Annotated in this window: 23 protein-coding genes and 4 tRNA genes; 1 reads left to right on the top strand and 26 read right to left on the bottom strand. The window is 30.9% G+C overall.

What is annotated here, in order from left to right; translation table 11 throughout:
• Positions 1-58 precede the first annotated feature (58 nt).
• From rpoB to SY27_RS04640, 24 genes are all read right to left on the bottom strand, one after another.
• On the bottom strand, positions 59-3,871 hold the full coding sequence (gene rpoB / locus SY27_RS04745; protein WP_045967708.1) for a DNA-directed RNA polymerase subunit beta: 3,813 nt from the start codon (positions 3,869-3,871) through the stop codon (positions 59-61).
• A 122-nt stretch (positions 3,872-3,993) separates the two neighbouring features.
• Positions 3,994-4,362, bottom strand: coding sequence for a 50S ribosomal protein L7/L12 (rplL, locus tag SY27_RS04740; RefSeq protein WP_045967706.1), 369 nt, complete (start codon positions 4,360-4,362; stop codon positions 3,994-3,996).
• Between the two features lie 55 nt (positions 4,363-4,417).
• Positions 4,418-4,915, bottom strand: coding sequence for a 50S ribosomal protein L10 (rplJ, locus tag SY27_RS04735; protein ID WP_045967704.1), 498 nt, complete (start codon positions 4,913-4,915; stop codon positions 4,418-4,420).
• Between the two features lie 23 nt (positions 4,916-4,938).
• A complete protein-coding gene (rplA, locus tag SY27_RS04730; protein WP_045967701.1) occupies positions 4,939-5,628 on the bottom strand; it encodes a 50S ribosomal protein L1 in 690 nt (229 codons plus the stop codon).
• Positions 5,629-5,648: 20 nt separating this feature from the next.
• Complete coding sequence (gene rplK, locus SY27_RS04725) at positions 5,649-6,086, bottom strand: 50S ribosomal protein L11 (RefSeq protein ID WP_045967699.1); 438 nt, start codon at positions 6,084-6,086, stop codon at positions 5,649-5,651.
• Positions 6,087-6,154: 68 nt separating this feature from the next.
• Positions 6,155-6,706, bottom strand: coding sequence for a transcription termination/antitermination protein NusG (gene nusG / locus SY27_RS04720; protein WP_045967697.1), 552 nt, complete (start codon positions 6,704-6,706; stop codon positions 6,155-6,157).
• 6 nt (positions 6,707-6,712) lie between these two features.
• Positions 6,713-6,907, bottom strand: coding sequence for a preprotein translocase subunit SecE (gene secE, locus SY27_RS04715; RefSeq protein WP_045967695.1), 195 nt, complete (start codon positions 6,905-6,907; stop codon positions 6,713-6,715).
• A gap of 14 nt (positions 6,908-6,921) precedes the next feature.
• Positions 6,922-6,993: transfer RNA gene (locus tag SY27_RS04710), tRNA-Trp, on the bottom strand.
• 61 nt (positions 6,994-7,054) lie between these two features.
• Positions 7,055-8,242 carry an elongation factor Tu gene (gene tuf, locus SY27_RS04705; RefSeq protein ID WP_045967694.1) on the bottom strand — a complete coding sequence of 396 codons (1,188 nt, stop codon included), beginning with the start codon at positions 8,240-8,242 and terminating at the stop codon, positions 7,055-7,057.
• A gap of 61 nt (positions 8,243-8,303) precedes the next feature.
• Positions 8,304-8,375: transfer RNA gene (locus SY27_RS04700), tRNA-Thr, on the bottom strand.
• 34 nt (positions 8,376-8,409) lie between these two features.
• Positions 8,410-8,490 (bottom strand) — tRNA-Tyr (locus SY27_RS04695).
• Between the two features lie 32 nt (positions 8,491-8,522).
• Positions 8,523-8,596: transfer RNA gene (locus SY27_RS04690), tRNA-Thr, on the bottom strand.
• A gap of 90 nt (positions 8,597-8,686) precedes the next feature.
• Positions 8,687-8,989, bottom strand: coding sequence for a ribosome hibernation-promoting factor, HPF/YfiA family (gene hpf / locus SY27_RS04685; RefSeq protein ID WP_045967692.1), 303 nt, complete (start codon positions 8,987-8,989; stop codon positions 8,687-8,689).
• Between the two features lie 37 nt (positions 8,990-9,026).
• Positions 9,027-9,920, bottom strand: a complete 894-nt coding sequence (locus SY27_RS04680) for a tyrosine-type recombinase/integrase (RefSeq protein WP_045967690.1) — start codon at positions 9,918-9,920, stop codon at positions 9,027-9,029.
• A gap of 67 nt (positions 9,921-9,987) precedes the next feature.
• Positions 9,988-10,182, bottom strand: coding sequence for a 30S ribosomal protein S21 (rpsU, locus tag SY27_RS04675; protein ID WP_045967688.1), 195 nt, complete (start codon positions 10,180-10,182; stop codon positions 9,988-9,990).
• A 173-nt stretch (positions 10,183-10,355) separates the two neighbouring features.
• Positions 10,356-10,517 (bottom strand): hypothetical protein, encoded by a 162-nt coding sequence (locus SY27_RS18785; protein WP_161794123.1) that lies wholly within the window; start codon positions 10,515-10,517, stop codon positions 10,356-10,358.
• 251 nt (positions 10,518-10,768) lie between these two features.
• On the bottom strand, positions 10,769-11,941 hold the full coding sequence (locus SY27_RS04670; RefSeq protein WP_045967686.1) for an acyl-CoA dehydrogenase family protein: 1,173 nt from the start codon (positions 11,939-11,941) through the stop codon (positions 10,769-10,771).
• A gap of 37 nt (positions 11,942-11,978) precedes the next feature.
• Positions 11,979-12,848 (bottom strand): helix-hairpin-helix domain-containing protein, encoded by an 870-nt coding sequence (locus SY27_RS04665; protein WP_045967684.1) that lies wholly within the window; start codon positions 12,846-12,848, stop codon positions 11,979-11,981.
• A 41-nt stretch (positions 12,849-12,889) separates the two neighbouring features.
• A complete protein-coding gene (locus tag SY27_RS18980) occupies positions 12,890-13,048 on the bottom strand; it encodes a hypothetical protein (RefSeq protein ID WP_200894129.1) in 159 nt (52 codons plus the stop codon).
• A 2-nt stretch (positions 13,049-13,050) separates the two neighbouring features.
• Positions 13,051-14,865: a sodium-dependent transporter gene (locus SY27_RS04660; RefSeq protein ID WP_045967682.1), complete on the bottom strand. Its 1,815-nt coding sequence runs from the start codon at positions 14,863-14,865 to the stop codon at positions 13,051-13,053.
• 83 nt (positions 14,866-14,948) lie between these two features.
• Complete coding sequence (locus SY27_RS04655) at positions 14,949-15,167, bottom strand: PspC domain-containing protein (RefSeq protein ID WP_235270890.1); 219 nt, start codon at positions 15,165-15,167, stop codon at positions 14,949-14,951.
• Between the two features lie 34 nt (positions 15,168-15,201).
• Entirely contained in the window at positions 15,202-16,470 is a 1,269-nt protein-coding gene (locus SY27_RS04650; protein WP_045967678.1) for a DUF2851 family protein, read from the bottom strand.
• 103 nt (positions 16,471-16,573) lie between these two features.
• A complete protein-coding gene (locus SY27_RS04645) occupies positions 16,574-17,935 on the bottom strand; it encodes a pyridoxal-phosphate dependent enzyme (RefSeq protein ID WP_045967676.1) in 1,362 nt (453 codons plus the stop codon).
• A 168-nt stretch (positions 17,936-18,103) separates the two neighbouring features.
• On the bottom strand, positions 18,104-20,035 hold the full coding sequence (locus tag SY27_RS04640) for a putative porin (RefSeq protein ID WP_045967674.1): 1,932 nt from the start codon (positions 20,033-20,035) through the stop codon (positions 18,104-18,106).
• A gap of 146 nt (positions 20,036-20,181) precedes the next feature.
• On the opposite strand from SY27_RS04640, the gene SY27_RS04635 reads away from it, so the two are divergent.
• Positions 20,182-21,084: an IS1595-like element ISFlsp3 family transposase gene (locus tag SY27_RS04635; protein ID WP_045967673.1), complete on the top strand. Its 903-nt coding sequence runs from the start codon at positions 20,182-20,184 to the stop codon at positions 21,082-21,084.
• 75 nt (positions 21,085-21,159) lie between these two features.
• Here the strand turns inward: SY27_RS04635 and SY27_RS04630 are convergent, their stop codons facing one another.
• On the bottom strand, positions 21,160-23,094 hold the full coding sequence (locus SY27_RS04630) for a S8 family serine peptidase (protein ID WP_052705142.1): 1,935 nt from the start codon (positions 23,092-23,094) through the stop codon (positions 21,160-21,162).
• Between the two features lie 72 nt (positions 23,095-23,166).
• Positions 23,167-24,603 carry a RagB/SusD family nutrient uptake outer membrane protein gene (locus SY27_RS04625; RefSeq protein ID WP_052705140.1) on the bottom strand — a complete coding sequence of 479 codons (1,437 nt, stop codon included), beginning with the start codon at positions 24,601-24,603 and terminating at the stop codon, positions 23,167-23,169.
• Positions 24,604-24,613 lie beyond the last annotated feature (10 nt).

Raw genomic sequence — 24,613 nt, 5'->3', positions numbered from 1 at the left:
CTATCGATTTTATAAAAAACGCTATAAAGGGAGTAAGTTTTACATTACTCCCGTAAAATTATTCTTCTAATCTGATGTCTAAACCAAGACCTTTAAGTTCATGCATTAATACATTGAACGATTCAGGTAATCCAGGTTCTGGCATTGTTTCTCCTTTTACGATTGACTCGTAAGTTTTTGCTCTACCAATTACGTCATCCGATTTAACCGTCAAGATTTCTCTTAAGGTACTCGATGCTCCATAAGCTTCAAGAGCCCAAACCTCCATCTCTCCAAAACGCTGACCTCCAAATTGAGCTTTACCTCCTAATGGTTGTTGTGTAATTAAAGAGTATGGACCAATAGAACGTGCGTGCATTTTATCATCAACCATGTGTCCTAATTTTAACATATAGATTACACCTACGGTTGCTGCTTGATGGAAACGTTCTCCAGTACCACCATCATATAAATGAGTGTGCCCAAATCTTGGAACACCAGCTTCGTCTGTCAATTCATTAATTTGATCTAAAGTAGCCCCATCAAAAATTGGTGTTGCAAACTTTCTACCTAAATTCATACCTGCCCAACCTAATACGGTCTCATAAATTTGACCAATATTCATACGAGAAGGTACACCAAGTGGATTCAATACAATATCAACAGGAGTTCCATCTTCAAGGAAAGGCATATCTTCATGACGAACAATTCTAGCAACAATACCTTTGTTACCGTGACGACCTGCCATTTTATCTCCTACTTTAAGTTTACGTTTTTTAGCAATGTAAACTTTAGCAAGTTTTAAAATTCCAGAAGGTAGTTCATCTCCAACTGTGATTGTGAATTTTTCTCTTCTCAACCATCCTTGTAAATCGTTTAACTTAATTTTATAGTTATGAATTAAATCATTTACTAATTTATTAGTTAAATCATCTGTTGTCCATTGTCCTTTTGTTAAATGAGCAAAATCATCAACAACTTGTAACATTTTCTTAGTGAATTTTTTCCCTTTTGGTAATACTTCTTCACCTAAATCATTTATAACACCTTGCGATGTTTTACCATCAATGATTAAAAATAATTTTTCGATTAACTTGTCTTTTAAGTCATTGAATTTAACTTCAAATTCTATATCAAGTTTATCAATATCTTCTTTATCTTTAGAACGCTTACGCTTATCTTTTACAGCTTTAGCAAATAATTTCTTATCTAAAACAACTCCATGTAATGATGGAGAAGCTTTCAATGAAGCATCTTTTACATCTCCTGCTTTATCACCAAAGATAGCACGTAATAATTTCTCTTCTGGAGTTGGGTCAGATTCTCCTTTTGGAGTAATTTTCCCTATTAGAATATCACCAGGTTTTACCTCTGCTCCAATTCTAATCATTCCATTTTCATCTAAATCTTTTGTTGCTTCTTCTGAAACGTTAGGAATATCATTAGTTAACTCTTCGTTTCCTAATTTTGTATCTCTAACCTCTAATGAATAATCATCAATATGTATAGAAGTAAAAATATCGTCACGAACTACTTTTTCAGAAATTACAATCGCATCCTCAAAGTTATACCCTTTCCAAGGCATGAAGGCTACTTTTAAATTTCTTCCAATTGCTAATTCTCCATTTTGTGTTGCGTATCCTTCACAAAGAACTTGACCTTTAGAAACTCTATCCCCTTTTCTTACAATTGGTTTTAAGTTTATACAAGTACTTTGATTGGTTTTTCTGAATTTGATTAACTGATATGTTTTCTCATCTTCATCAAAACTTACTAATCTTTCGTCATCTGTTCTGTCGTACTTAATTGTAATTTTATTAGAATCAACATAAGCAACAACTCCTTCTCCTTCAGCATTAATTAATACTCTTGAATCAGATGCAACTTGTCTTTCTAATCCTGTACCTACAATAGGTGCTTCTGGACGTAATAAAGGAACTGCTTGACGCATCATGTTTGATCCCATCAATGCACGGTTCGCATCATCATGCTCTAAGAAAGGAATTAATGAAGCTGAAATAGAAGCAATTTGGTTTGGAGCAACATCAGTATAATGAATTGCAGTTGGTTCTACAACAGGGAAGTCACCTTCCTCACGTGCAATAACGTTTTCCGCAGTAATTTTACCTTTGTCATCCATCTCAATGTTTGCTTGTGCAATCATTTTTCCTTCTTCTTCTTCAGCGCTTAAATAAGTTGGAATTGATTCTAAATCTACTACTCCATCTGTAACCTTACGGTAAGGAGTTTCAATGAATCCCATTCCATTTACTTTAGCATAAACACCTAAAGATGAAATCAATCCAATGTTTGGTCCCTCTGGTGTTTCAATTGGACATAAACGTCCATAATGCGTATAGTGAACGTCACGAACCTCGAAACCAGCTCTTTCTCTAGATAAACCTCCAGGTCCAAGTGCAGATAAACGACGTTTGTGTGTAATCTCTGCTAGTGGATTAGTTTGATCCATGAACTGAGATAACTGGTTGGTTCCAAAAAATGAATTAATTACTGACGATAAAGTTTTAGCATTAATCAAATCGATTGGTGTAAATACTTCATTATCTCTAACATTCATTCTTTCACGGATTGTTCTTGCCATACGAGCAAGACCAACTCCAAATTGTGAAGACAATTGTTCACCAACTGTTCTTACACGACGGTTTGATAAGTGATCAATATCATCAATCTCAGCTTTTGAGTTGATTAATTCAATCAAATATTTTACAATTGTAATAATATCCTCTTTGGTCAAAACTTGTTTTTCCATTGGGATATCCAAACCTAATTTTTTGTTCATTCTATAACGACCAACTTCACCTAAGTTATAACGTTGATCAGAGAAGAATAATTTATCTATAATACCGCGAGCCGTCTCTTCATCAGGCGGTTCTGCGTTACGTAATTGTCTATAAATATGCTCAACAGCTTCTTTTTCAGAATTTGTTGGATCCTTTTGTAATGTATTATGAATGATAGTATAATCAGCAGCATTATTATCTTCTTTATGTAAAAGGATTAATTTTACATCTGCATCGATAATTTCTTCAACATTATCTTTATCTAAAATAGTATCACGGTCTAAAATAATTTCATTACGTTCAATTGATACTACTTCTCCTGTATCTTCATCTACGAAATCTTCATGCCAAGTATTTAAAACACGTGCAGCAAGTCTTCTTCCGATATATTTCTTAATTCCTGTTTTAGAAACTTTAATTTCTTCAGCTAAATCAAAAATTTCTAAGATATCTTTATCTCTTTCAAATCCAATAGCTCTAAATAAAGTTGTAACAGGTAGTTTTTTCTTTCTATCAATATAAGCGTACATAACACTATTGATATCTGTAGCAAATTCTATCCAAGAACCTTTAAAAGGAATAATTCTGGCAGAATATAGTTTAGTACCATTAGCATGGAAAGATTGACCAAAGAAAACACCTGGTGATCTATGTAATTGAGAAACAACAACACGTTCAGCACCATTAATAACAAATGTTCCACTAGGTGTCATATAAGGAATAGTTCCTAAATACACATCTTGAACAATAGTTTCAAAATCTTCATGTTCTGGGTCAGTACAATACAGCTTAAGTCTTGCTTTTAAAGGCACACTATATGTTAGTCCTCTATCAATACATTCTTCAATTGTATATCTTGGTGGGTCTATAAAATAATCAAGAAACTCTAAAACGAATTGATTTCTCGTATCCGTAATTGGGAAATTTTCCATGAAGGTATTATAGAGACCTTCGTTGCCTCTTTCATCAGATTTAGTTTCCAATTGGAAAAAATCCTTAAAAGACTTTACCTGAATGTCCAGAAAATCTGGATAATTAGGTATGTTTTTAGTAGAAGCAAAATTTAATCTTTCAGTCTGATTAGCAATCATCAATGGACAAATTTTTATTTAGAAAAAAATTAAAAACGTATAAACGATAATATACGCAAAATGGTTTAGGTCTTTGAGAGACAATCCCAAGACCTAAACCTGCTTTGTAAACTAAGTTTAACTTATTTAAGCTCAACTACAGCACCAGCTTCTTCTAAAGCTTTCTTAAGACCTTCAGCCTCATCTTTAGAAACTCCTTCTTTAACATTAGTTGGAGCACCGTCTACCATATCTTTAGCCTCTTTAAGACCTAAACCAGTTAATTCTTTAACAGCTTTAACTACAGCTAATTTAGAAGCACCAGCTTCTTTCAATACAACTGTAAATTCTGTTTGTTCAGCAGCAGCAGCACCTTCACCACCACCAGAAACCACAACTGCAGCAGCAGCTGGCTCTATACCATACTCATCTTTTAATATTGTTGCTAATTCGTTAACTTCTTTAACTGTTAAGTTAACTAATTGCTCTGCGAATTGTTTCAAATCTGCCATTTTTTCTATCTTTTAAAATGTTTTGTAAAAATATAATGTATTATAGTGCGTTCTTTTATTCAGCTCCTTCTTCTTTACCTTCTTGGTTTTGAAGTGCAGCAATAACTCTTTGTGCTGGAGATTGTAATAATCCAATGATTTCACCAATAACTTCAGCTCTAGATTTGATAGCTGCAAGGTTTTCTAAGTTTTCATCACCAATGTAAACATCTTCAGTTATATATGCTCCTTTTAAAACTGGCTTTTTACCTTTTTTACGGAACTCTTTAATGATTTTAGCTGGAGCACTAGCTACATCTGAAATCATCATTGAAGTATTTCCTTTTAAAACACTAGGTAAATCTCCGAAATCAGTATCAGAAGCTTCCATTGCTTTTTCAAGCAAAGTATTTTTTACAACTTCTAATTTTATTCCTGCTTTAAAACAAGCTCTCCTTAAGTTTGAAGTAGTTTCTGCATCTAGTCCTGAAGTGTCTGCTAAATAAATAACATTCACACCCGCTAACTTTGCAGTTAAATCTTCAATAGCGATTGATTTTTCTTCTCTAGTCATACTAAAAATTTTTAACTACCAAATTATACTGCCTTAGGATCTAAAGCAATAGCAGGACTCATTGTACTTGATAAGTGTATAGACTTAATATAAGTACCTTTAGCTGCAGTTGGTTTTAATTTTATTAATGTTTGAATAATTTCGTGAGCATTATCATAAATTTTATCAGCATCAAAAGACACTTTTCCAATTCCTGCATGAACAATACCCGTTTTATCAACTTTAAAGTCGATTTTACCAGCTTTAACTTCTTGAACAGCTTTAGCAACATCCATAGTTACAGTACCTGTTTTAGGGTTTGGCATTAAACCTCTTGGTCCTAAAACACGTCCTAATGGACCTAATTTACCCATAACAGCTGGCATAGTGATGATAACATCAATATCAGTCCAACCATCTTTAATTTTTTGTAAATAATCATCTAAACCAACGTGGTCTGCACCTGCTGCTTTAGCTTCAGCTTCTTTATCTGGAGTAACTAATGCTAACACACGAACATCTTTTCCTGTTCCGTGAGGCAATGTTACAACTCCTCTTACCATTTGATTCGCTTTTCTAGGATCTACTCCAAGGCGAACTGCGATATCAACAGACTCATCAAATTTTGCAGAAGAAACAACTTTAATTAATGCTGATGCATCTTTTAAAGAATATTGTTTGTTCTTATCAATTTTTGAAGCAGCCTCTTTTTGCTTTTTTGTCAATTTTGCCATGTCTAATTCTCTTTGAACGATTAAAAAGGAGCGTCTCCTGATACTGTTATACCCATAGATCTAGCTGTACCTGCAACCATACTCATTGCTTTTTCAATAGTAAAAGCATTTAAGTCTGGCATTTTATCTTCAGCAATAGTTCTGATTTGATCCCAAGTAACATTTGCTACTTTCTTACGATTTGGTTCTCCTGAACCTGATTTAGCTTTAGCTGCTTCTAAAATTTGAATTGCAGCTGGTGGCGTTTTTACAACAAAGTCAAAAGACTTGTCTTTGTACACAGTAATTTGTACTGGTAAAACTTTGCCAGGCTTATCTTGAGTTCTAGCATTAAATTGCTTACAGAACTCCATGATGTTAACCCCAGCAGCCCCCAAAGCAGGTCCAACCGGTGGCGATGGATTCGCAGCACCTCCCTTAACTTGTAGTTTAACTACTTTACTAACTTCTTTTGCCATTTTTTAAAAAAATTTAGCACATCTATCAATTGGAAGCGATTGATGTGATTATATATGTAACTTAAATATTATACTTTTTCAACTTGCATAAAACTTAATTCTAATGGTGTTTTTCTACCGAAAATCTTAACCATAACTTCAAGTTTACGCTTTTCATCATTAACCTTTTCAATTGTTCCATTAAAGCCATTAAATGGCCCATCAACAACCTTAATTGTTTCTCCAATAGAGAAAGGAATTGCTACATTATCAATTTTAACTGATAACTCATCCACTTTTCCTAACATTCTATTTACTTCTGAAAGCCTCAATGGTACCGGCTCTCCTCCTTTAGTTTCACCTAAGAATCCAATTACACCAGGTATAGACTTAATAATATGAGGAACTTCTCCAGTAAGATTAGCTTCAATCATAATATAGCCAGGGAAATAAACTCTTTCCTTAGCTATTTTTTTTCCATCTCTAACCTGAACAACTTTTTCAGTAGGAACAAGTACCTGAGACACATAGTCTTCCATACCTAACCTTACAGTTTCAGTTTCTATATAAGCTTTAACTTTATTTTCTTGACCACTTACAGCTCTTACTACATACCACTTCTTAACATTATTATCTGCCATAACTAATTATTTTAGTATGTTAAAAAAACCTTCTAAAGCTTTTACAAATAATTGATCTACACCATAAGTCAAAAGCGCAAAAATAACTGAAAAAAGTGCCACTATTATAGTTAAGCGCTGTACTTCTGCCCACTCAGGCCAAGTAACATTAGCTTTTAATTCCTGAAATGCTTCCGAAATATAATTAACGAATTTTGTCATTACTTAATAATTTGCACGGGCGGAGGGATTCGAACCCCCATCAATGGTTTTGGAGACCACTATACTAGCCCTTGTACTACGCCCGTTTATTTAACCAGTTCAATTTTTAAAAATTGAACTGGTATTTTTATTTATTATAAACTATAATTAGTCTAAAATTTCAGTTACCTGACCAGCTCCTACTGTTCTACCACCTTCACGGATAGCAAAACGTAAACCGATACTTAATGCGATAGCATTTAACAATTGAACTTCAATAGTTAAGTTATCACCTGGCATTACCATCTCTACACCTGCTGGTAAAGTAATAGTACCAGTTACGTCAGTTGTTCTAACATAGAACTGTGGACGATAGTTATTATGGAATGGTGTATGACGTCCACCTTCTTCTTTTTTCAAGATATAAACCTCTGCTTTAAAATGAGCATGTGGCTTAACAGATCCTGGCTTAACAATTACCATTCCTCTTTTGATATCTTCTTTAGCAATACCTCTTAATAAGATACCTGCATTATCTCCAGCCTCACCTCTATCTAAGATTTGACGGAACATTTCAATACCAGTAATAGTAGAAGTTAATTTCTCAGCACCCATACCAACGATCTCAACAGGATCACCTGTATTTGCAATACCAGTTTCGATACGACCTGTAGCAACAGTTCCACGACCTGTAATTGTGAATACATCTTCAATAGGCATTAAGAAAGGCTTATCAACATCACGAGCAGGCAATTCAATCCAGTTATCAACAGCTTCCATCAAAGACATAACTGTTTCAACCCATTTTGGCTCACCATTTAAAGCTCCTAAAGCAGATCCTTGGATAACTGGTCCATTATCTCCATCATATTGATAGAAAGATAATAAATCTCTAATTTCCATTTCAACAAGCTCTAACAACTCAGCATCATCAACCATATCAACTTTATTCATGAAAACAACCATTCTTGGAACACCAACTTGGCGACCTAAAAGGATGTGCTCACGAGTTTGTGGCATAGGACCATCAGTAGCAGCAACCACTAAGATAGCACCGTCCATTTGAGCAGCACCAGTAACCATGTTTTTCACATAATCCGCGTGACCAGGACAGTCAACGTGAGCATAGTGACGGTTAGCTGTTGAATACTCTACGTGTGAAGTATTAATTGTAATACCTCTTTCTTTTTCTTCTGGAGCATTATCAATCTGATCGAAAGATTTTGCTTCTGATAAACCTGCATCAGCTAATACTTTAGTGATAGCTGCAGTCAAAGTTGTTTTACCGTGATCTACGTGTCCGATTGTACCGATATTTAAGTGCGGTTTCGAACGATCGAATGTTTCCTTTGCCATGACTTAATAATTTAATCTTAGTTATTTAATTAGTGTTCAATATAATAAAAAACAACCTGAGAGCCAATGACGGGATTTGAACCCGTGACCTCTTCCTTACCAAGGAAGCACTCTACCCCTGAGCTACACCGGCCAATGACCTACAATAGCAGGATTGTTTTTCTTCGTGGGGAGAGCAGGATTCGAACCTGCGAAGTTTTCACAGCAGATTTACAGTCTGCCCTCGTTGGCCGCTTGAGTATCTCCCCGAACCATTTTATTATCAGTTACTTACAATTTGAGCCGATGGAGGGACTCGAACCCACGACCTGCTGATTACAAATCAGCTGCTCTAGCCAGCTGAGCTACACCGGCAACTATAATAAAAAAGTCCGCTATTTCTAACGGACTGCAAATGTATATAATTTATTTTTCAATCAAAAATTTTTTTCACTTTTTTTTATTTTAAACATACGTTCTCATTTTTTCTTTATACTTAACCAAAACCCTCTCTAAAGACTCAACAGAAATATCTACCGCTTCTTCAAAGCTTTTACAAGTTTTTTTCACCATAAATTCATCTCCTGGAACATTAATTTTTACTTCAATTGTTTTATTTTCTTTATCACTTGTATTTTCCAATTTCAAAAAAACATCAGACGATACTACTTTATCACAATACTTTTCTAATTTATCTAATTTTTCTTGAATAAAATTGACTAATTTTTTGTCAATATTAAAATTAACAGCCTGAACATTTACTTTCATACTTTAAATGATTTATTTAGGTTAGACAAATGAATTATTATTGATTTCTAGGATGCGCTTCTTGATATACTTTTTTTAACTCTGTCAAACTACTATGAGTATATACTTGGGTAGAAGACAAACTAGCATGCCCTAATAATTCTTTTACTGAATTTAAATCGGCCCCATTATTTAGCAAATGAGTTGCAAATGAATGCCTAAGAACATGTGGACTCTTTTTTACTTTCAGAGACACAGTACTAAAGTAATCATTTATTAAACGATAGACAAACGATTCACTAACTTTATTCCCTTTTTTAGACAAAATTAACACATCATTCGATAACATTTTTTTTTCACAACTTCTCACCTGAATATATTTCTTCAATACTTCCTCAGTACACTGAAGCAAAGGCACAATTCTTTCTTTATTTCTTTTCCCTAAAACTTTAATAGCTTTATTAGAAAAATCTACATTTTGAATTTTTAAATTTATCAACTCTATTCGCCTAATCCCTGTAGCATAAAACAATTCAAGAATCAACTGATTACGTATTCCTTCAAAATCATCTGAAAATTGATTTACTTGAAACACATTTTGAATTTCTTTTTCCGAAAACGGAATTTGAATTTTTTTAGGTATTTTCAAGGATTTATGCTTCAACAAAGGATTAATTTTTATTTCTTTTATTTTTAATAAAAATTTATAAAATGATTTTAAAGATGATATTTTTCTATTTACAGATTTATTTGAAAGCCCTGATTCCACTAACAAAACCATCCAACTCCTTATTACCGAATAATTAACCTCTTCTAATTGGATTTCATTGTGATACAAATTCAAATAATTCACAAACACATTAACATCTCCTACATAAGCTTTTAAAGTAAGAGCAGAATACTTTTTCTCCTTTTCAAGATAATTTTGATATGCTTCTAAATTTTTATTCATAAAAAAACCGTTAGAAACAAAGTTACACTTTATTTCCAACGGTTAAATATTTTATAGCTGTAAAAAATTATGATTCTAATGAATCTTTCAATCTTTGAATATATGCAGCTTTTTGAACTTGAGCTCTTTTAACAATTGATGGCTTATGGAAAGCTTGACGTGATCTCAATTGACGAACAGTTCCAGTTTTGTCGAATTTTCTTTTATAACGCTTTAACGCTTTATCGATATTTTCTCCGTCTTTAATCGGTATAATTAACATAGTTTAGGCACCCCCTTTCATTTAGACTGCAAAAGTAAAAAATTATTTTCATAATACCTAAATTTATTTAAACATACTCAACTTAAGTTGTTTAAATAAAATATAATTACACTCAATTATCTAAAACAAAAAAGAGATTTATACAATCTCTTTTTATTCTTTATTTTTTAAGACTAGCAGCTAGCTGCTATTGGGCAAGGAGTTCTAGGACTATCAACCCATCCATTACAACTTCCATCATCACACCATTCACAACAAAAAAGTCCTCGTCTACCTAAAATCATTTTCTGCTCACTTCTAGTAAGGACAACTCCTAGTTTTGATACTTTTTTCATAATTAAACATTTTTAAGATAAACAAACCTCACTGTAAATCTTTTAAAGATACTCACAGCTTATGTCTTTTTTATCGGAAAGAACACACTCTCATATATTTCTTTCTCAATTAATTACAAATATAAACAAATTTCTAAAAACCATCCATTTTCCCTATACTCACTTTACTTATCAATATAAATTTTTAAAAGCGTTTATACTTAAAATTCTTTTCCATATAACTAAAATGTAGTATTTACAAGCTTACAAAGCTATGATTTAACGGCTGGTTTATAATTTTGATTATCAATAATCATCTTTGACAGGATTTCTTTAAGAATTTCTGAAGTCCCACCACCAATAGGTCCTAAACGACTATCTCTAAATAAGCGTGCTAACGGATATTCTTCCATATATCCATAACCACCTAACATCTGCAAACAGCTATAAATAGTTTCATCAGCAACTTTTGTTGATTTTAACTTGGCCATAGTTGCCTCCTTTACTACATATTCACCCTTATCCAATCTTGCTACAGCAGCATAATTAAATATTTTACAATGCTCAACATCAGTTGCATGTTCCACTATTGTATGACGTAATGCTTGAAATTTATTAATTGTTTTCCCAAAAGCCTCACGTTGAGACATATATTCAATAGTATATTCAATAGCATATTCTGCTCTTGCATGCGCATTAATAGCCATTATAAGACGTTCTAGAGCAAAATGCTGCATAATATACGGAAAGCCTTTTCCTTCTTCACCCATTAAATTTTCGATAGGAATTTCAACATTATCAAATGCTATTTCTGCTGTATCAGAAGCTCTCCATCCTAATTTATCTAGTTTAGTAGCAGATACTCCTTCTGTATTACTATCTACTAAAAAGATACTAATTCCTTTATTTCCCAAATCAGGGCTGGTCTTTGCTGCAACAACTAGGTAATCAGCATAAACACCATTAGTTATAAATGTTTTAGAACCATTAATAACATATTTATCTCCTTTTTTCACGGCAATTGTACGCATTCCTGCAACATCACTACCTCCAAAAGGTTCTGTAATACATAAAGCGCCTATTTTATCACCTGAAATACTTGGAACTAAATAGTCTTGCTTAATTCGTTCATCTCCTTCTGCATTTAAATGCGTCATTGCTAAGTAAGAATGTGCCCACATAGCCGCAGCAAAACCAGCAGATTTTATTTTTTGGAGTTCTTCTAAAAAGATAACAGTATAAAATAAATCCAACCCTAAACCTCCATATGCTTCAGGATATCGTATCCCGAAAAAACCCATTTCTCCAAACTTTTTCCAAATAAAACGTTCGATTGTTCCTGTTTTTTCCCATTTTTCGATATGAGGCACAACTTCTTTATGCAAAAAATCGCGTAAGCTTGATCTAAATAATTGATGTTCTTCTGTAAAATATATTGAATCCATGAATTTATATTTGATTTCTTTAAAATGAGCTATTTTTTTAGAATTCCAAATATAAGGCGATTATTTTTAATTTTTCTAAGGGACAGTTGTTAATTTTTGCCAAATCTTCAATAGAACTTAAAACACCATTCATACTTCTATAAGTAACAATCTCTTTTGCAAAAGCATAATTAAAATATGGAAATTTTGCCAATTCTTTTATTGAAGCTTCATTTATTTTAATTTTATTTAAATTTTGATTGGGCGACACAAAAAATGCTGTTTTACATTCTTCAAAAATTTCAGGTGTAATTCCCCAAATAAATTGCAACTGATCAATTGTAGCAAAAGTTCCTAATTTCATTTTCTCTTTCAATATGATATCCGAAATTTTATCTCCAATACCATAAATCTTCATTATCTGTTCTTTTGTTGCTAAATTTAAATCTATTGGAACAATTTTTTCTTTATTTTGTTTAGTATATGAAATAGGGTTACTTTTCTTTGAAGTTACCCAATCAGGAAACTTAAAATTCACTTGCATCTTCATCAATAGTTCATCTGAAATCTTAGTAATCTCTTGAAATTCTTTTGAGGAATTAATAAATTTTCCTGATTTTCTATACTCATGTAATCTATCAATTTCCTCGATAGACATTCCTAACATATATCCTTTATAATCTGTTATAAAATTCGGATTGAAAGGTTTTATTTCATATTTTTCATCTACAATACTTTTTTTTATACTGTCTATTTCGTCTTGAACAAGGAGCCATTCTTCATCGGTTTCATTTAAATTATCATTGCCATAATTAGTTGTTTTCATCAAATAATAAATTATTTGAACAATTATAATCAAAATCAATAATGAAAAAATCCCACTTCTATGTTCTCTAGAAAATAGAAAGTAGGATTTTATTTTTTCCATCTGTTTTTTCAAAATAGTTATACCTGAAAAACTTTAATATATTATTCTTCTTGTTTTCTTACTAATTCATCATCATTCTCACTATAAGAATCTGGTTCTTGTTTTGGTGGAATTGTTAGAACTTTATAGAAAAAAAATGCTGCAAATGAAACCACAATTCCTTGTGCGCAAATCATTGTTATTAATGCTGTTGTATTCATAATTATTCTCTCCCTTCTTTTACTCGTTTTTTATAAGCTAAATACACTACTATTGAAATGAACAAGAACAACATTAACAATAACATTCTTCCTAAAAATTTATAAAATGTATTATTAGTAAAGTCTCCTGTTGCAATTTTATCTTTTGGATTTATGTTATCTCCTACTTGTACAAGTGTTTTTTGATTTTTACTTGCATCGAAAGTATATATTTTTGTGTCTTTAAATGTCTCTACTTTTACTTTTTCTGTTGTTTTATCAAAAACTTTCTTCTCATTTTCAAAAGTAAATTTTATTTCCGTTGGAGTTACTTCCTCAACAATTGCTGATTTAGTTCCAGTACTTTCAAAATTTTCCGCATAATATGCATCTGAAAACCATTCTTTATTATGAGTGTCTGAATCTTTTACTTTATCAACCCAATCAGGAATACTTGACACTAATACCCAACCTAATAAAGCTGGAGTAACAATCAGGATAATATATTTATAGAAACCTGGTAATTTAATATCTGCTCCTTTATTAATTTCTACCCAACCTTTCTTAATTCCAAAAATATAAGAAAATAAAACTGTTTCTAAGAATGCAAAAACAACCAAACTTACCGTTCCTGCCCAATAGTCATATTGATCAAATAATCCTTGATTATAAAAAATAACTGTTGGAAGTCCCATTGTTAAAGCTAAGGCACCAAATGACCAAGCTCCTTTATTTTTACTCCAATTAAATTCATCTCGCATAAATCCCATCCATGGAGTACCCATTGCTAACGAAGAGGTAATCCCTGCAAAGAACAATAGACCAAACCAAAAGACTCCTGCAAATATTGATAAGACATCTCCCCATTGTTGAAATAAATATGGCATAGTTTGAAACGCCATTCCAAAACCTGCGTTCTGAATAACCCAATCCAACCCTAAATAACCTGCAGCAATTGGAACAACTATTAAACTACCTAATACAACTTCAACAAATTCATTCATAAAACCTGCCGAGACTGCATTTAAGGCCACGTCATCTTTTTCTTTCAAATATGCTGCATAACAATGAATTGTACCCATACCTACTGAAAGTGTGAAAAATATTTGACCCGCTGCTGCTAACCAAACTTTTGGATTAGATAATGAATCAAATTGTGGCGTCCATAAGAAATTAAGACCATCCCAAGCATTAGCTTCTGGAAAAATATCTGAAGCTCCACTTGTTCCTAATGTTAATCCTCTAATTGCTAAAATAACACCAAATGTTATTAACAAAGGCATACCAATTTTGGCTACTTTTTCAATTCCACTTAATCCTTTAGATAATATATATGTATTTAAAAGTAAACAAACAATGTAAAATATTACGGCTTCATAAGGAATACCTGTTGTAGAATGAGCAACATCAACATAAGAGTTAAAGAATCCTGCAACATCCGCTTGACTCATATCTTTAAACGTTCCTACAATGGAATGATACACATAAGACATTGTCCATGATTCAATATAACAATAATAGGCTGCAACAGCAATATTAGTAAAGATTCCAAACACTCCAATATACTTCCAAACTCGGCTTTTACCCATAGTATTTAGAATGTATGGCGTACTATGATTTCCAAATTTGCCACCGTATCTTCCTGTAGACCATTCAATAAATAATAATGGAATACCCATTACTAAAAAACATATTAAATATGGAATAATAAAGGCTCCTCCTCCATTTTGAACTGCTTGAACTGGAAAACGTAAAAAGTTTCCAAGTCCTACAGCATTTCCAGCCATTGCCAGAATGAGTCCGACTCGCGAACCCCAAGAATCTGCTTTTGTTGACATACTATATAATTGGTTGTTAATTTCTCAAAGATAAGAAAAGTATCGAAAAAACAAAGAAAAGTTAATTTTTTGACAATTGTTTACTATAAATCAAACACAGATGATCTTTTTGTATAAATCATATCTTTTAATTTCAATAAAAACGCTAGTGTTAAATAAAACCCGAAACCTAAGCCTGCGGTTACAAAAGATATGTATATAAAAAAAAGTCGAACATTTGTTGCTCTGATACCTAATTTATCGGCTAATCTTGTTGCTACAAAAAAGCCATGTTTTTCAAAAAAATGAAGTATTTTATACATTAAAAATTCTATTTAAACTTTTCAAATATACATATTAATTTTTAATCAATTTTAGTCCTATTCTACAGTGTAAACATTTGTTTTTACTACAATATTCGTTTTTCAATTGTAATAAACTTTGCGAATCAAAAGCATTATTTGCTTTAATTTTAAAACTATTAAATTTATTTATTATAGTGTTTTTTTCTGGTTGAATTTGTTTTATTAGACTTAATATTGATTCTATATTATCTTTACCTATATAATAATCATAAGTAAATTTCAAAGGGATTATCGTATTTATGATTATTAAATCTATAAAATTTCTTGACAGCAGCTTTCTTTTTATGCTATTTTTTTTATCAAAATTGTAATGATCTTTCCAATAATTATTTGTTTCAAATGAGAATAGCCTATAGAATTTATCTTTATCATTTAAATTTATACATTTTGAAAAAACATTATCAATAGTACTATATAAACTGGCTAATTGAGCTAAACGAATTGTTGGAAAATTATCTGGCCGAAGCTTATAAAACTGTAATGGCTCTAAAAATATTTTTTCTAAAGCATATTTATTTTGAAGATATTCCCACTTTGATACTATTTTTATATAATATTCGTCTTCATAGTTTTCTTCTAATAAATTTGAATACCCAAATAATAATGCCTCTAGGTTTTCAACAGAGATTCTTTCTTTTCTAATTGTAGAAAAAGGAATCGATTTTGCAATTTTAAGAAAAGCCTCTCCATTTGTATTTAATCCAAAGTTTTTTGCTAGCATGCAAAAAAGTACTGCTTCCCAGTCGTTTTTTGTTTCACTAAGTAACTGCAATACTTCATTTGATTTTCTCTCTAATCGTTCAAAAAATAATCTTTCTTTCCAGTTATCGAATATAAAATCATCAATTGTTGTAATTTGATTTTCACAATTGATCCACGTTTTGGTCTTTATTAAATTTTCATATTTAACAACTTCAGTCTTTGAAACACATTCCTTCAATTCTAAAACAGGGATTTCTGAATTGTCTTTTCTAAAAACTTCGATATCGTGTTCCCAAACTACATGTAAAATTACATTATCATAATTTTCATCTTTTTGATGATTATGTAAATACCAATCTGATGATTTTACATGAATTTCAATATTTCCAGCCCATTGCTGATTATCTATAATTATTTTTGAATTAAAAAAATCTGGACCTGAAGTTTGTAAATAATGTCCAAAATGGAGAATTTCTACTTTTTCTCCTTTCGTAGTGTATAATTGAGTTACATTGACTTTTTTATGTAACCAAATATAATGTAAGAAGTCTTCTTTCATAATATGGCTTGTACTAATTAATTGGCTTATAATAAAGTACAAATATATACAAAATAAAAAAACCTGCAAATCATAAATTTGCAGGTTTTTTTTAATGGCTTAATTATTTTATTGAACTTATAATATCATGTTTAGTAACAATATGATGTTTTCCGTTTTCTAATTCTACTAAAACGGCTTGATTATCTTTATTTATTAATTTAGAAATTTCTTCCATTGAAGTTGAAGCTTTAACAATTGGATATGGTTTACCCATAATATCTTTTATTGGTTTATCTGCTATATTTTTATCTTCAACATAACTTCTAAACAAATCTGTTTCATCAATACTTCCTACAAACCCTGTTGTATCTATAACTGGAATTTGAGAAATTTTATATTTTTTTAGTCTTTCAATTGCATGAGATACTAATTCTTCTGTTCGTACAATTATTAATGGCTTATCTTGATGATCTTTAATTAAATCTAATGCTTTTGTTACTTCTTCTTCTAAGAATCCTCTTTCTCTCATCCAATCATCATTGAACATTTTTCCGACATATCTACTTCCTGAATCGTGAAATAAAACTACTACAACATCTTCTGGTTTAAAATGTTCTTTTAACTGTAATAACCCTTTTATAGCTGCTCCTGCTGAGTTCCCTACAAATATCCCTTCTTCTAATGCTAGTTTTCTTGTATAAACTGCTGCATCTTTATCTGTTACTTTTGTAAAACCATCAATTAGTGAAAAATCAACGTTTTTAGGTAAAATATCTTCTCCAATTCCTTCTGTTATATAAGAATAAATTTCATTTTCATCAAAAATTCCTGTTTCATGATATTTTTTAAATACTGAACCATAGGTATCTATTCCCCATATTTTCACGTTTGGATTTTTCTCTTTAAGATATTTTGCAACTCCAGAAATAGTTCCACCTGTTCCTACTCCTACTACAAAATGTGTAATTTTTCCTTCAGTTTGTTCCCAAATCTCTGGTGCAGTTTGTTCGTAATGTGCAATTGCATTACTTGGGTTATCGTATTGATTTACATACCATGCGTTTTCAGTTTCAGTTGCTAAACGTTTTGAAACCGAGTAATAAGAACGTGGATCTGTTGGTTCAACATCTGTTGGACATACTACTACTCTTGCTCCAACAGCACGAAGAATATCCATTTTTTCTTTTGATTGCTTATCTGAAATAACACAAATTAACTTATATCCTTTCACAATTGCGGCAAGTGCTAATCCCATTCCTGTGTTTCCTGATGTTCCTTCAATTATGGTTCCACCTGGTTTTAATCTTCCGTCTGCTTCCGCATCTTCAATCATTTTAACAGCCATTCTGTCTTTTACAGAATTTCCTGGATTAAAAGTTTCTACTTTTGCTAGAACTAATGCGTCGATTTCTTTAGTAAGTTTATTTATTTTTACTAACGGTGTATTTCCAATAGTTTCTAATATATTTTTTGCGTATTTCATTTTTTAAATTTTGTAAATGCAAAGATAATGTGAATATTATGAATACAAAAATTAGAGAGAGTTTATAATTTAACCCTGATTGTACTGGCAGCTTTTTTGTTTATAAAAACCAAAACCTACAAGGAAAAGCAGGAAAATGGATTACAAAAATGCCTTTTGATTCGTTTTTTATTTGAAAAAATTCCAAACTAATCCAAATCGAACAATAAAATCTCTGTACGGGTAGTTTGGTGCTGAATAAAAATTGTATCCTGTCCAAGCTGAATTAAAATGCTCAGCTTTTAGAAATATTCTTGTTTGACGAACTTTTGCGTTTATAAAGAAATCAAACATAGGAAATCCTCCAATTTTTCTTTCATTTTGGACATAAAATTCTCCCAATAATGGGTTATAGTCGTTAGCATAATATTCTGTAAAATAATTGAAAATAATTCCTGTTTGAATAAACATGGCTTTTTTGAATATATGTTCTGAAAAATAAAGTGAGTTTCTTGTTACAAATTGTGGAACATTTAGCGTTTTGTCTGAGTTTTCTACATTTTGATATAAAAAAGTATTATCTAATGCTAGTTTCCAAAATTTAATTTCTTTTGATACTTTAATAGACGCATAATTTATAGTTTTATTATTTTGAAAAGGTTTTACTGTAAGTGTATCAATACTATTTGTGATATTATCGAAATATAGATAATCGTCTAAAATTGAATATTGTGCTTCAAGATTTATCCATTTTGTTAATGCTGAGAATTGAAATTGATTTTTCTTTTCATTTTTAAAATTATTTGCCCAATTATAATCTACATAATTACTTTGATATAATGTGTAATTAAGGTTTGGTAAACTATTTAACTTTTGATATTTAAACACAAATTGATAATCCTCATTTAATTTATAATTTAGCGTTGCTTCAATATTTGAAACAGATTGATCTGTAATTGCATTTGAAATTAACAAATTGGCCTTTAATTTATTTGCATAATATGTATAATTTCCTCCTATAGAAGTTATTCTTTCATTAATTGCATTAGGAACTAACGTATTTCCTATATTATCAAAAACAATACTTTTATAAAAATAATTGTATGTATTATCTTCTACGAAGAAGGAAACGTCTCCATATTTTTTAGTTGTAAAGCCAACTCCTAATTTATTATATAAATGATTATATCTTGTTTTATTATTTATTGAACCAGAATAGAAATCTCCAAACCTCTTATCTGCTGTTAATTGTGTATAATTGAAAAACTTATACTCGTGATTAAATTGATGAGTAAAAATTAAACTATTTGGATTGTTTTTATTCAATTTGAATGAATGGTCAATAAGAAATCGATTTCCTTTTAAAAGTGATGTTGCGTTTCTAAAATAAACATCGATTCTTTCCCTTTCATTATATGGATTTTCACTCTCTTCAAATAGATTTATATCTTTGATTCCTCCATTTTCTTGATTTGAAATGTCTTGTCCTGCAAAATGAGCATTTAATATATATCGTTTATCTTTTGTAAAATAACTCGTAGTGAATCTGAAATTTCCAGAACTTGATATGTTATTTATATATTTTCCATTTGATCGCAATCCTTTATAAGCAATAGAAAAATTTAAATTAGGTTTTGTATTTACTGTCAAAAAAGCGTCAACTGATTGCCCTTGCTCCATTACCGTTTTAAAATACAAATCAGACAAAGGTGTTGGAACATTATAATATTTAATATCTTCTATTTCTAAATAATTAAAATGTTTTGCTGAAAAACCCATTGATGGGTGAATTGATTTCTTAACTAAAGAATAATTTAATGTATTATATGTATGCCCTTCATTAGCAAACGCTATTAATCCAAAAATATCTTTTCTCAGTAAATTATATCTATATTCTTTTTGAATTGACAAAGTTGTATCTAAAAATGTAGTATCTCTATCAAGAGTATAAGTTTTATACAACTCTATAGATGGTTTCTCATCTATATCAGCCATATTCAAAGGTTTTAGTACTTTTAGAGTATCTTTCTTTATAATATTATTCTCTGTTTTTGATACATTCTTTTGTGAAAAAGCAAATGATGAAGATAATATTAAAAATAAAAAAAATAGGTTTTTCATTATATTATAAATATGAGCAAATGTAATGAGAAAATAGTGAATAAAAAAAGACCTACATTTTTTAAATATAACATTACTAAACCAATAAAAAAATATTGAGTTAATCATTTAATTTCTGTATTTTTAAGTCTTTAAAATCAGCTATTATAGAAGTATTTGAAGGACAAAGCATACTAAACTTTATAAAAGAATTGCCAAATGATGAATCTTGTAAGGTATATTTAGCACAAATGAAATGGAAAGATGGTTTTATTTGTATGAAGTGTGGTCATACAAAAGGATGTGAAAAATCGGGATATAATTACCAATGTTATAATTGTCAACATGTTGAAAGTGCCACTGCAAATACGTTGTTTCACAAGGTTAAATTTGGTTTACATAAAGCTTTTTGTATTGTGTTTGAAATGACAACTAGTAGTAAAAGTGTATCAAGTATTCAAATGGGCAAACGCTTTGGTATTCGCCAAGGTACTGCTTGGTATTTTATGCAAAAAGTGCGCAAAGCAATGCAAAGTAGCCAGAAATATCCTTTGTCAGAATTGGTTCATGTAGACGAATTTACTGTGGGTGGAAAAGAAGAAGCAAAACAAGGAAGAAGTTATAATTCTAAAAAGAAAAAAGCAGTAATAGCAGTAGAATTAAACCAAAAACATCAGATAAAAAGAGTCTATGTGAAATCTATTGACGACTATTCTTCAAAATCACTAACTCCAATTTTTGAAGAACATATAAGTCAAACGACAAAGATAGTAACGGATAAATGGAGAGGATATGAACCTCTAAAAAAACTTTACAATATTGAACAGCAATTAAGTAATAATGGAAGAAATTTCAACGAATTACATATTATAATAATGCAATTGAAATCTTGGATTAGGACAACACCAACCCATGTTAGTAAATGGCATATCCAAGCCTATTTTGATGAGTTTTGTTTTAGAATAAATCGTTCTCAATTTAAAACAAGTATTTTTCATAAAACCATAGAAAAAATGCTAAATACAAAACCAATTTATCAAAAAAATATAAAACAGACGCTAAGTGTATAACTCAAAAAAAATATTTTTTAATTGAATAGGCAATAGTTTTTAATTACTGCCCTATTCAATTAAAAAATATTCACATTATTTTTTAATTACTCTCTTTATGAAATTATCTTCACCAACCTTGAATACGACATAATACGTACCCGAATTTAAATTATCTAAATTAATATCTATAACATTATTAGGACTATTTAGAACATACTTTTCTTTCACAACTCTACCAATATAATCAATGATATAATATTCACTTATAAAATTATTATTAGACCTTATACTAATATTATCATAAGTAGGAACAGGATATATAGTATAAGAATCATTATTTAAATTAAAAGATGAATTTTCAAGTACAGCAGAATCAAAACCAGACACAACTAAGCTAAATTTTTGAGAACCTGAACTTAAACTTCCTTTGTGTCTAACTTGAATAGTATACCTTCCTATAGCATTATCAATTTCAATTTTTTCAACATTATCAACAGTATTATCTCCTTTAACAGCAGCGCCTGACAAATTGTTTAACTGTAACTTCCATGGAAAATTAACTTCTTCATTCTTTACAACTCTAATATCTAAATCATTAACTAAAGCAGGAATAGATGAATTAAGCTGATTGTCTTTAGCAATACCTGGAGGATCTATCCAGCATATTGTTGCTATAAGTCTTTGAGCAATTGATACATCAACATCAAAAGTATATACATCATCTTGATTCAAGATAATCTCCTTAATTAAAGATTTTGGAGTCAAACTAAATGACTCTCTAATTAAATTTGCTGCACTCTCAGCATTCAGCAACCCCCAACCAAATTTAGCATCTGGACCAATTACACCACCATCTCTCGCAGTATGACAAACTAGTCCTTTTAAAGTTGACGATAACATAAATGAAGAATTTAAATTATTATAATATTCTTGTAACAACAATAAAGAACCTGCTACATTTGGAGAAGCCATTGACGTCCCAGTTTTAAAACTATATGAAGTCAAATTATCGTTATCTGTAGACCATACATTGGTACCATCTCCCGCAATATCAGGTTTAACCCTCCCGTCATCTGATGGACCTTGACTACTAGAAGAATTTATAACTAAAGATATCAAACTTCCATTAACTGGACTAATAAAAGGATTTGCGTTTGCAACAACTAAATTATTTTTTGCATTTTTTTCGGCAGTTAATTTATCATAGTTAGGTGACAACCCTCCAGAATAGCTACTAGTCCCTGAATTCCCTGCAGAAGTAACCATCAAATAATAAGGAGAGTTATAAGCTACTTCATCCCAATTCCTCGATTCAGTATCATAACACCCCATCTGCCATGTTGCTGCATTTTGATCTCCATTTTCATCCAAAACCGGAATCCCATATGAATGATTAGAAATCAACAATGCATTATTTGCAATCTCTGAGACTACTTCTGATAAATCATTAGTCCAATTATAAGAAACTAAATTAGCTTTAGGAGCCATTCCCTTTCCAGAAGCATCTACGCCTTTAGCAATCAAGGTTCCTGAAACATGTGTTGCATGACTATCACTAGGAGGATTTGGTAACACATATTCAGGTGTTAAAACCCTAGAAGAAGATACAGTCTCATCATTCTGAAATTCCATATGATCTACTCTTGCCAATCCACCATCCCAAACACCAATCAACATATTTTCACCTTCCAAATCAAGTCCTAAACTTCCACCAAAATGCAATGAATTAGTACCAGTAGCCTTTGCACTATTGGCATTATCTGTTAAAATAAACACAGGTCTTCCATCAATAATATCAAATATTTTATACGGAATATTACTTGAATAAATAGAGTTTACCTTTAATGAATTATTCAATAAAAATTTTTCAATATCAGAATTCCTCAAACTATCATTCTTATTAAACCTATTAATCAAACCATTCAACTTATCCAAATCATACTCTCTAATAATATTTTCCCTTTGATTCCTTGTTTGCGAATAACCGCAAAACACAAAAAGCAGTAATAAATAGTAAATTTTTTTCATAATAATTAAAAAAATAAACTACTTTAGAGGTTATCTCTAAAGTAGTTTATAGTTATACATATAAAATTGAAATTAATTATTGATATTCGCATCAATGAATGGGTTTCTATCAATTTCTTTTTGAGGAACCTTCAAATAAAATAATTCACTATCAGCTGGCACAGTAAGCACTACTCTGTGTACGTTATCTCTTACTATTGGTCTTCTCAATCTTTTTGCATCAAACCACTCCACACCAATTTCTCCATAAAGTTCCTTACGTCTTTCTAAAAGAATCTCCTCTAATAAATCATTACCTGTATTAGTAGACAAAACAGCATTTGGATCTCTATCAGACTGTAAAGAAAACAGTAAATCTCTTGCACCTGGCTCATTTCCTGATCTAAATTGAGCTTCTGCATCAATCAATACCATTTCAGATTTTCTCATTATTGGCAAATCAGCATCAAATGTAAAGGCAAATTTTGTCGTCACAAATTTTCTCCAAGGAGTTGCTGAATTATAAATATCGAAAAAAGTATTTCTAATATCAGATGCCGTAAATTCATTAACAAAATTAGAGTTCACATATGTAGCTTGATATGAAAGCGTTAAATGATCTGTAAGAACATGAGGAGCAGCATAATAAAAATTAGTTTCTGCTTCATCTTGATACATTCCCCAAATCCATTCAGCATCTTCAATATTATTAAATCCATTTCCCCAATTAGTAGAAACCACAGCCGTATTTGCATCTCCTCCATATGCCTCTTGAGCAGCTATTGAAGCACTTGTCCAATCGTCTTGAGTAACTAATAAAACTCTCGCTAAAATACCATTAGCCACTTCCTTATTAACATAACTTTTTCCTATTCTAGTATCTGGTAACACTTGAATAGCTGACCTTAAATCTCCTAAAATCAATGCATACACATCACTTGTAGAACTTGGTTCCTTTGGCTGAGTTGCACCAGTTACAGGTTCAGTATATATAGGAAGCTTCTTAGCATTTGGATCAGTAAGGTAGTTTGGTGCAAACTCTAGTACTAATTGAAAATAATGAAAAGCTCGAAGAGTTTTTCCTATTGCGATTAATTCATTTTTATCATTACTAGACAATTCTTCACTTCTTTCAACACCTGAAATTAATTGATTAGCATAAAATATAATTTCATAATTAAAATCCCAATTAAACACTGTTCTTCTATAACTTGGTTCTCTATTTTCATGTGCATAATCAAATTGATACCAATTTGCAGATTGAATTAAATCATTTCCTTTAATTGTTCTGGCAAAATACTGTGAATATAACCCTCCTGAATCAACAGTAGTATATTGAGCTCTATATCTTCTTAAAATTCCAGAAACAAAGGCGTCCGCCACTGCTCTATTAGAAAAAACCACGTCTTCAGTTAATCCACTTTGGTTCTTTGGTTCGTCCAAGAATTCATCAGAACAACTTGACGAAATTAGCAACAATAATGCAAAACTAAAAAGTAATGCTTTATTCAATAAATTATTATTTTTCATATTATTATTT

It is taken from the genome of Flavobacterium sp. 316 (assembly GCF_000967805.1).
Taxonomy (GTDB): Bacteria; Bacteroidota; Bacteroidia; order Flavobacteriales; family Flavobacteriaceae; genus Flavobacterium; species Flavobacterium sediminilitoris.
This window is presented reverse-complemented; position numbering and strand designations above follow the sequence as displayed.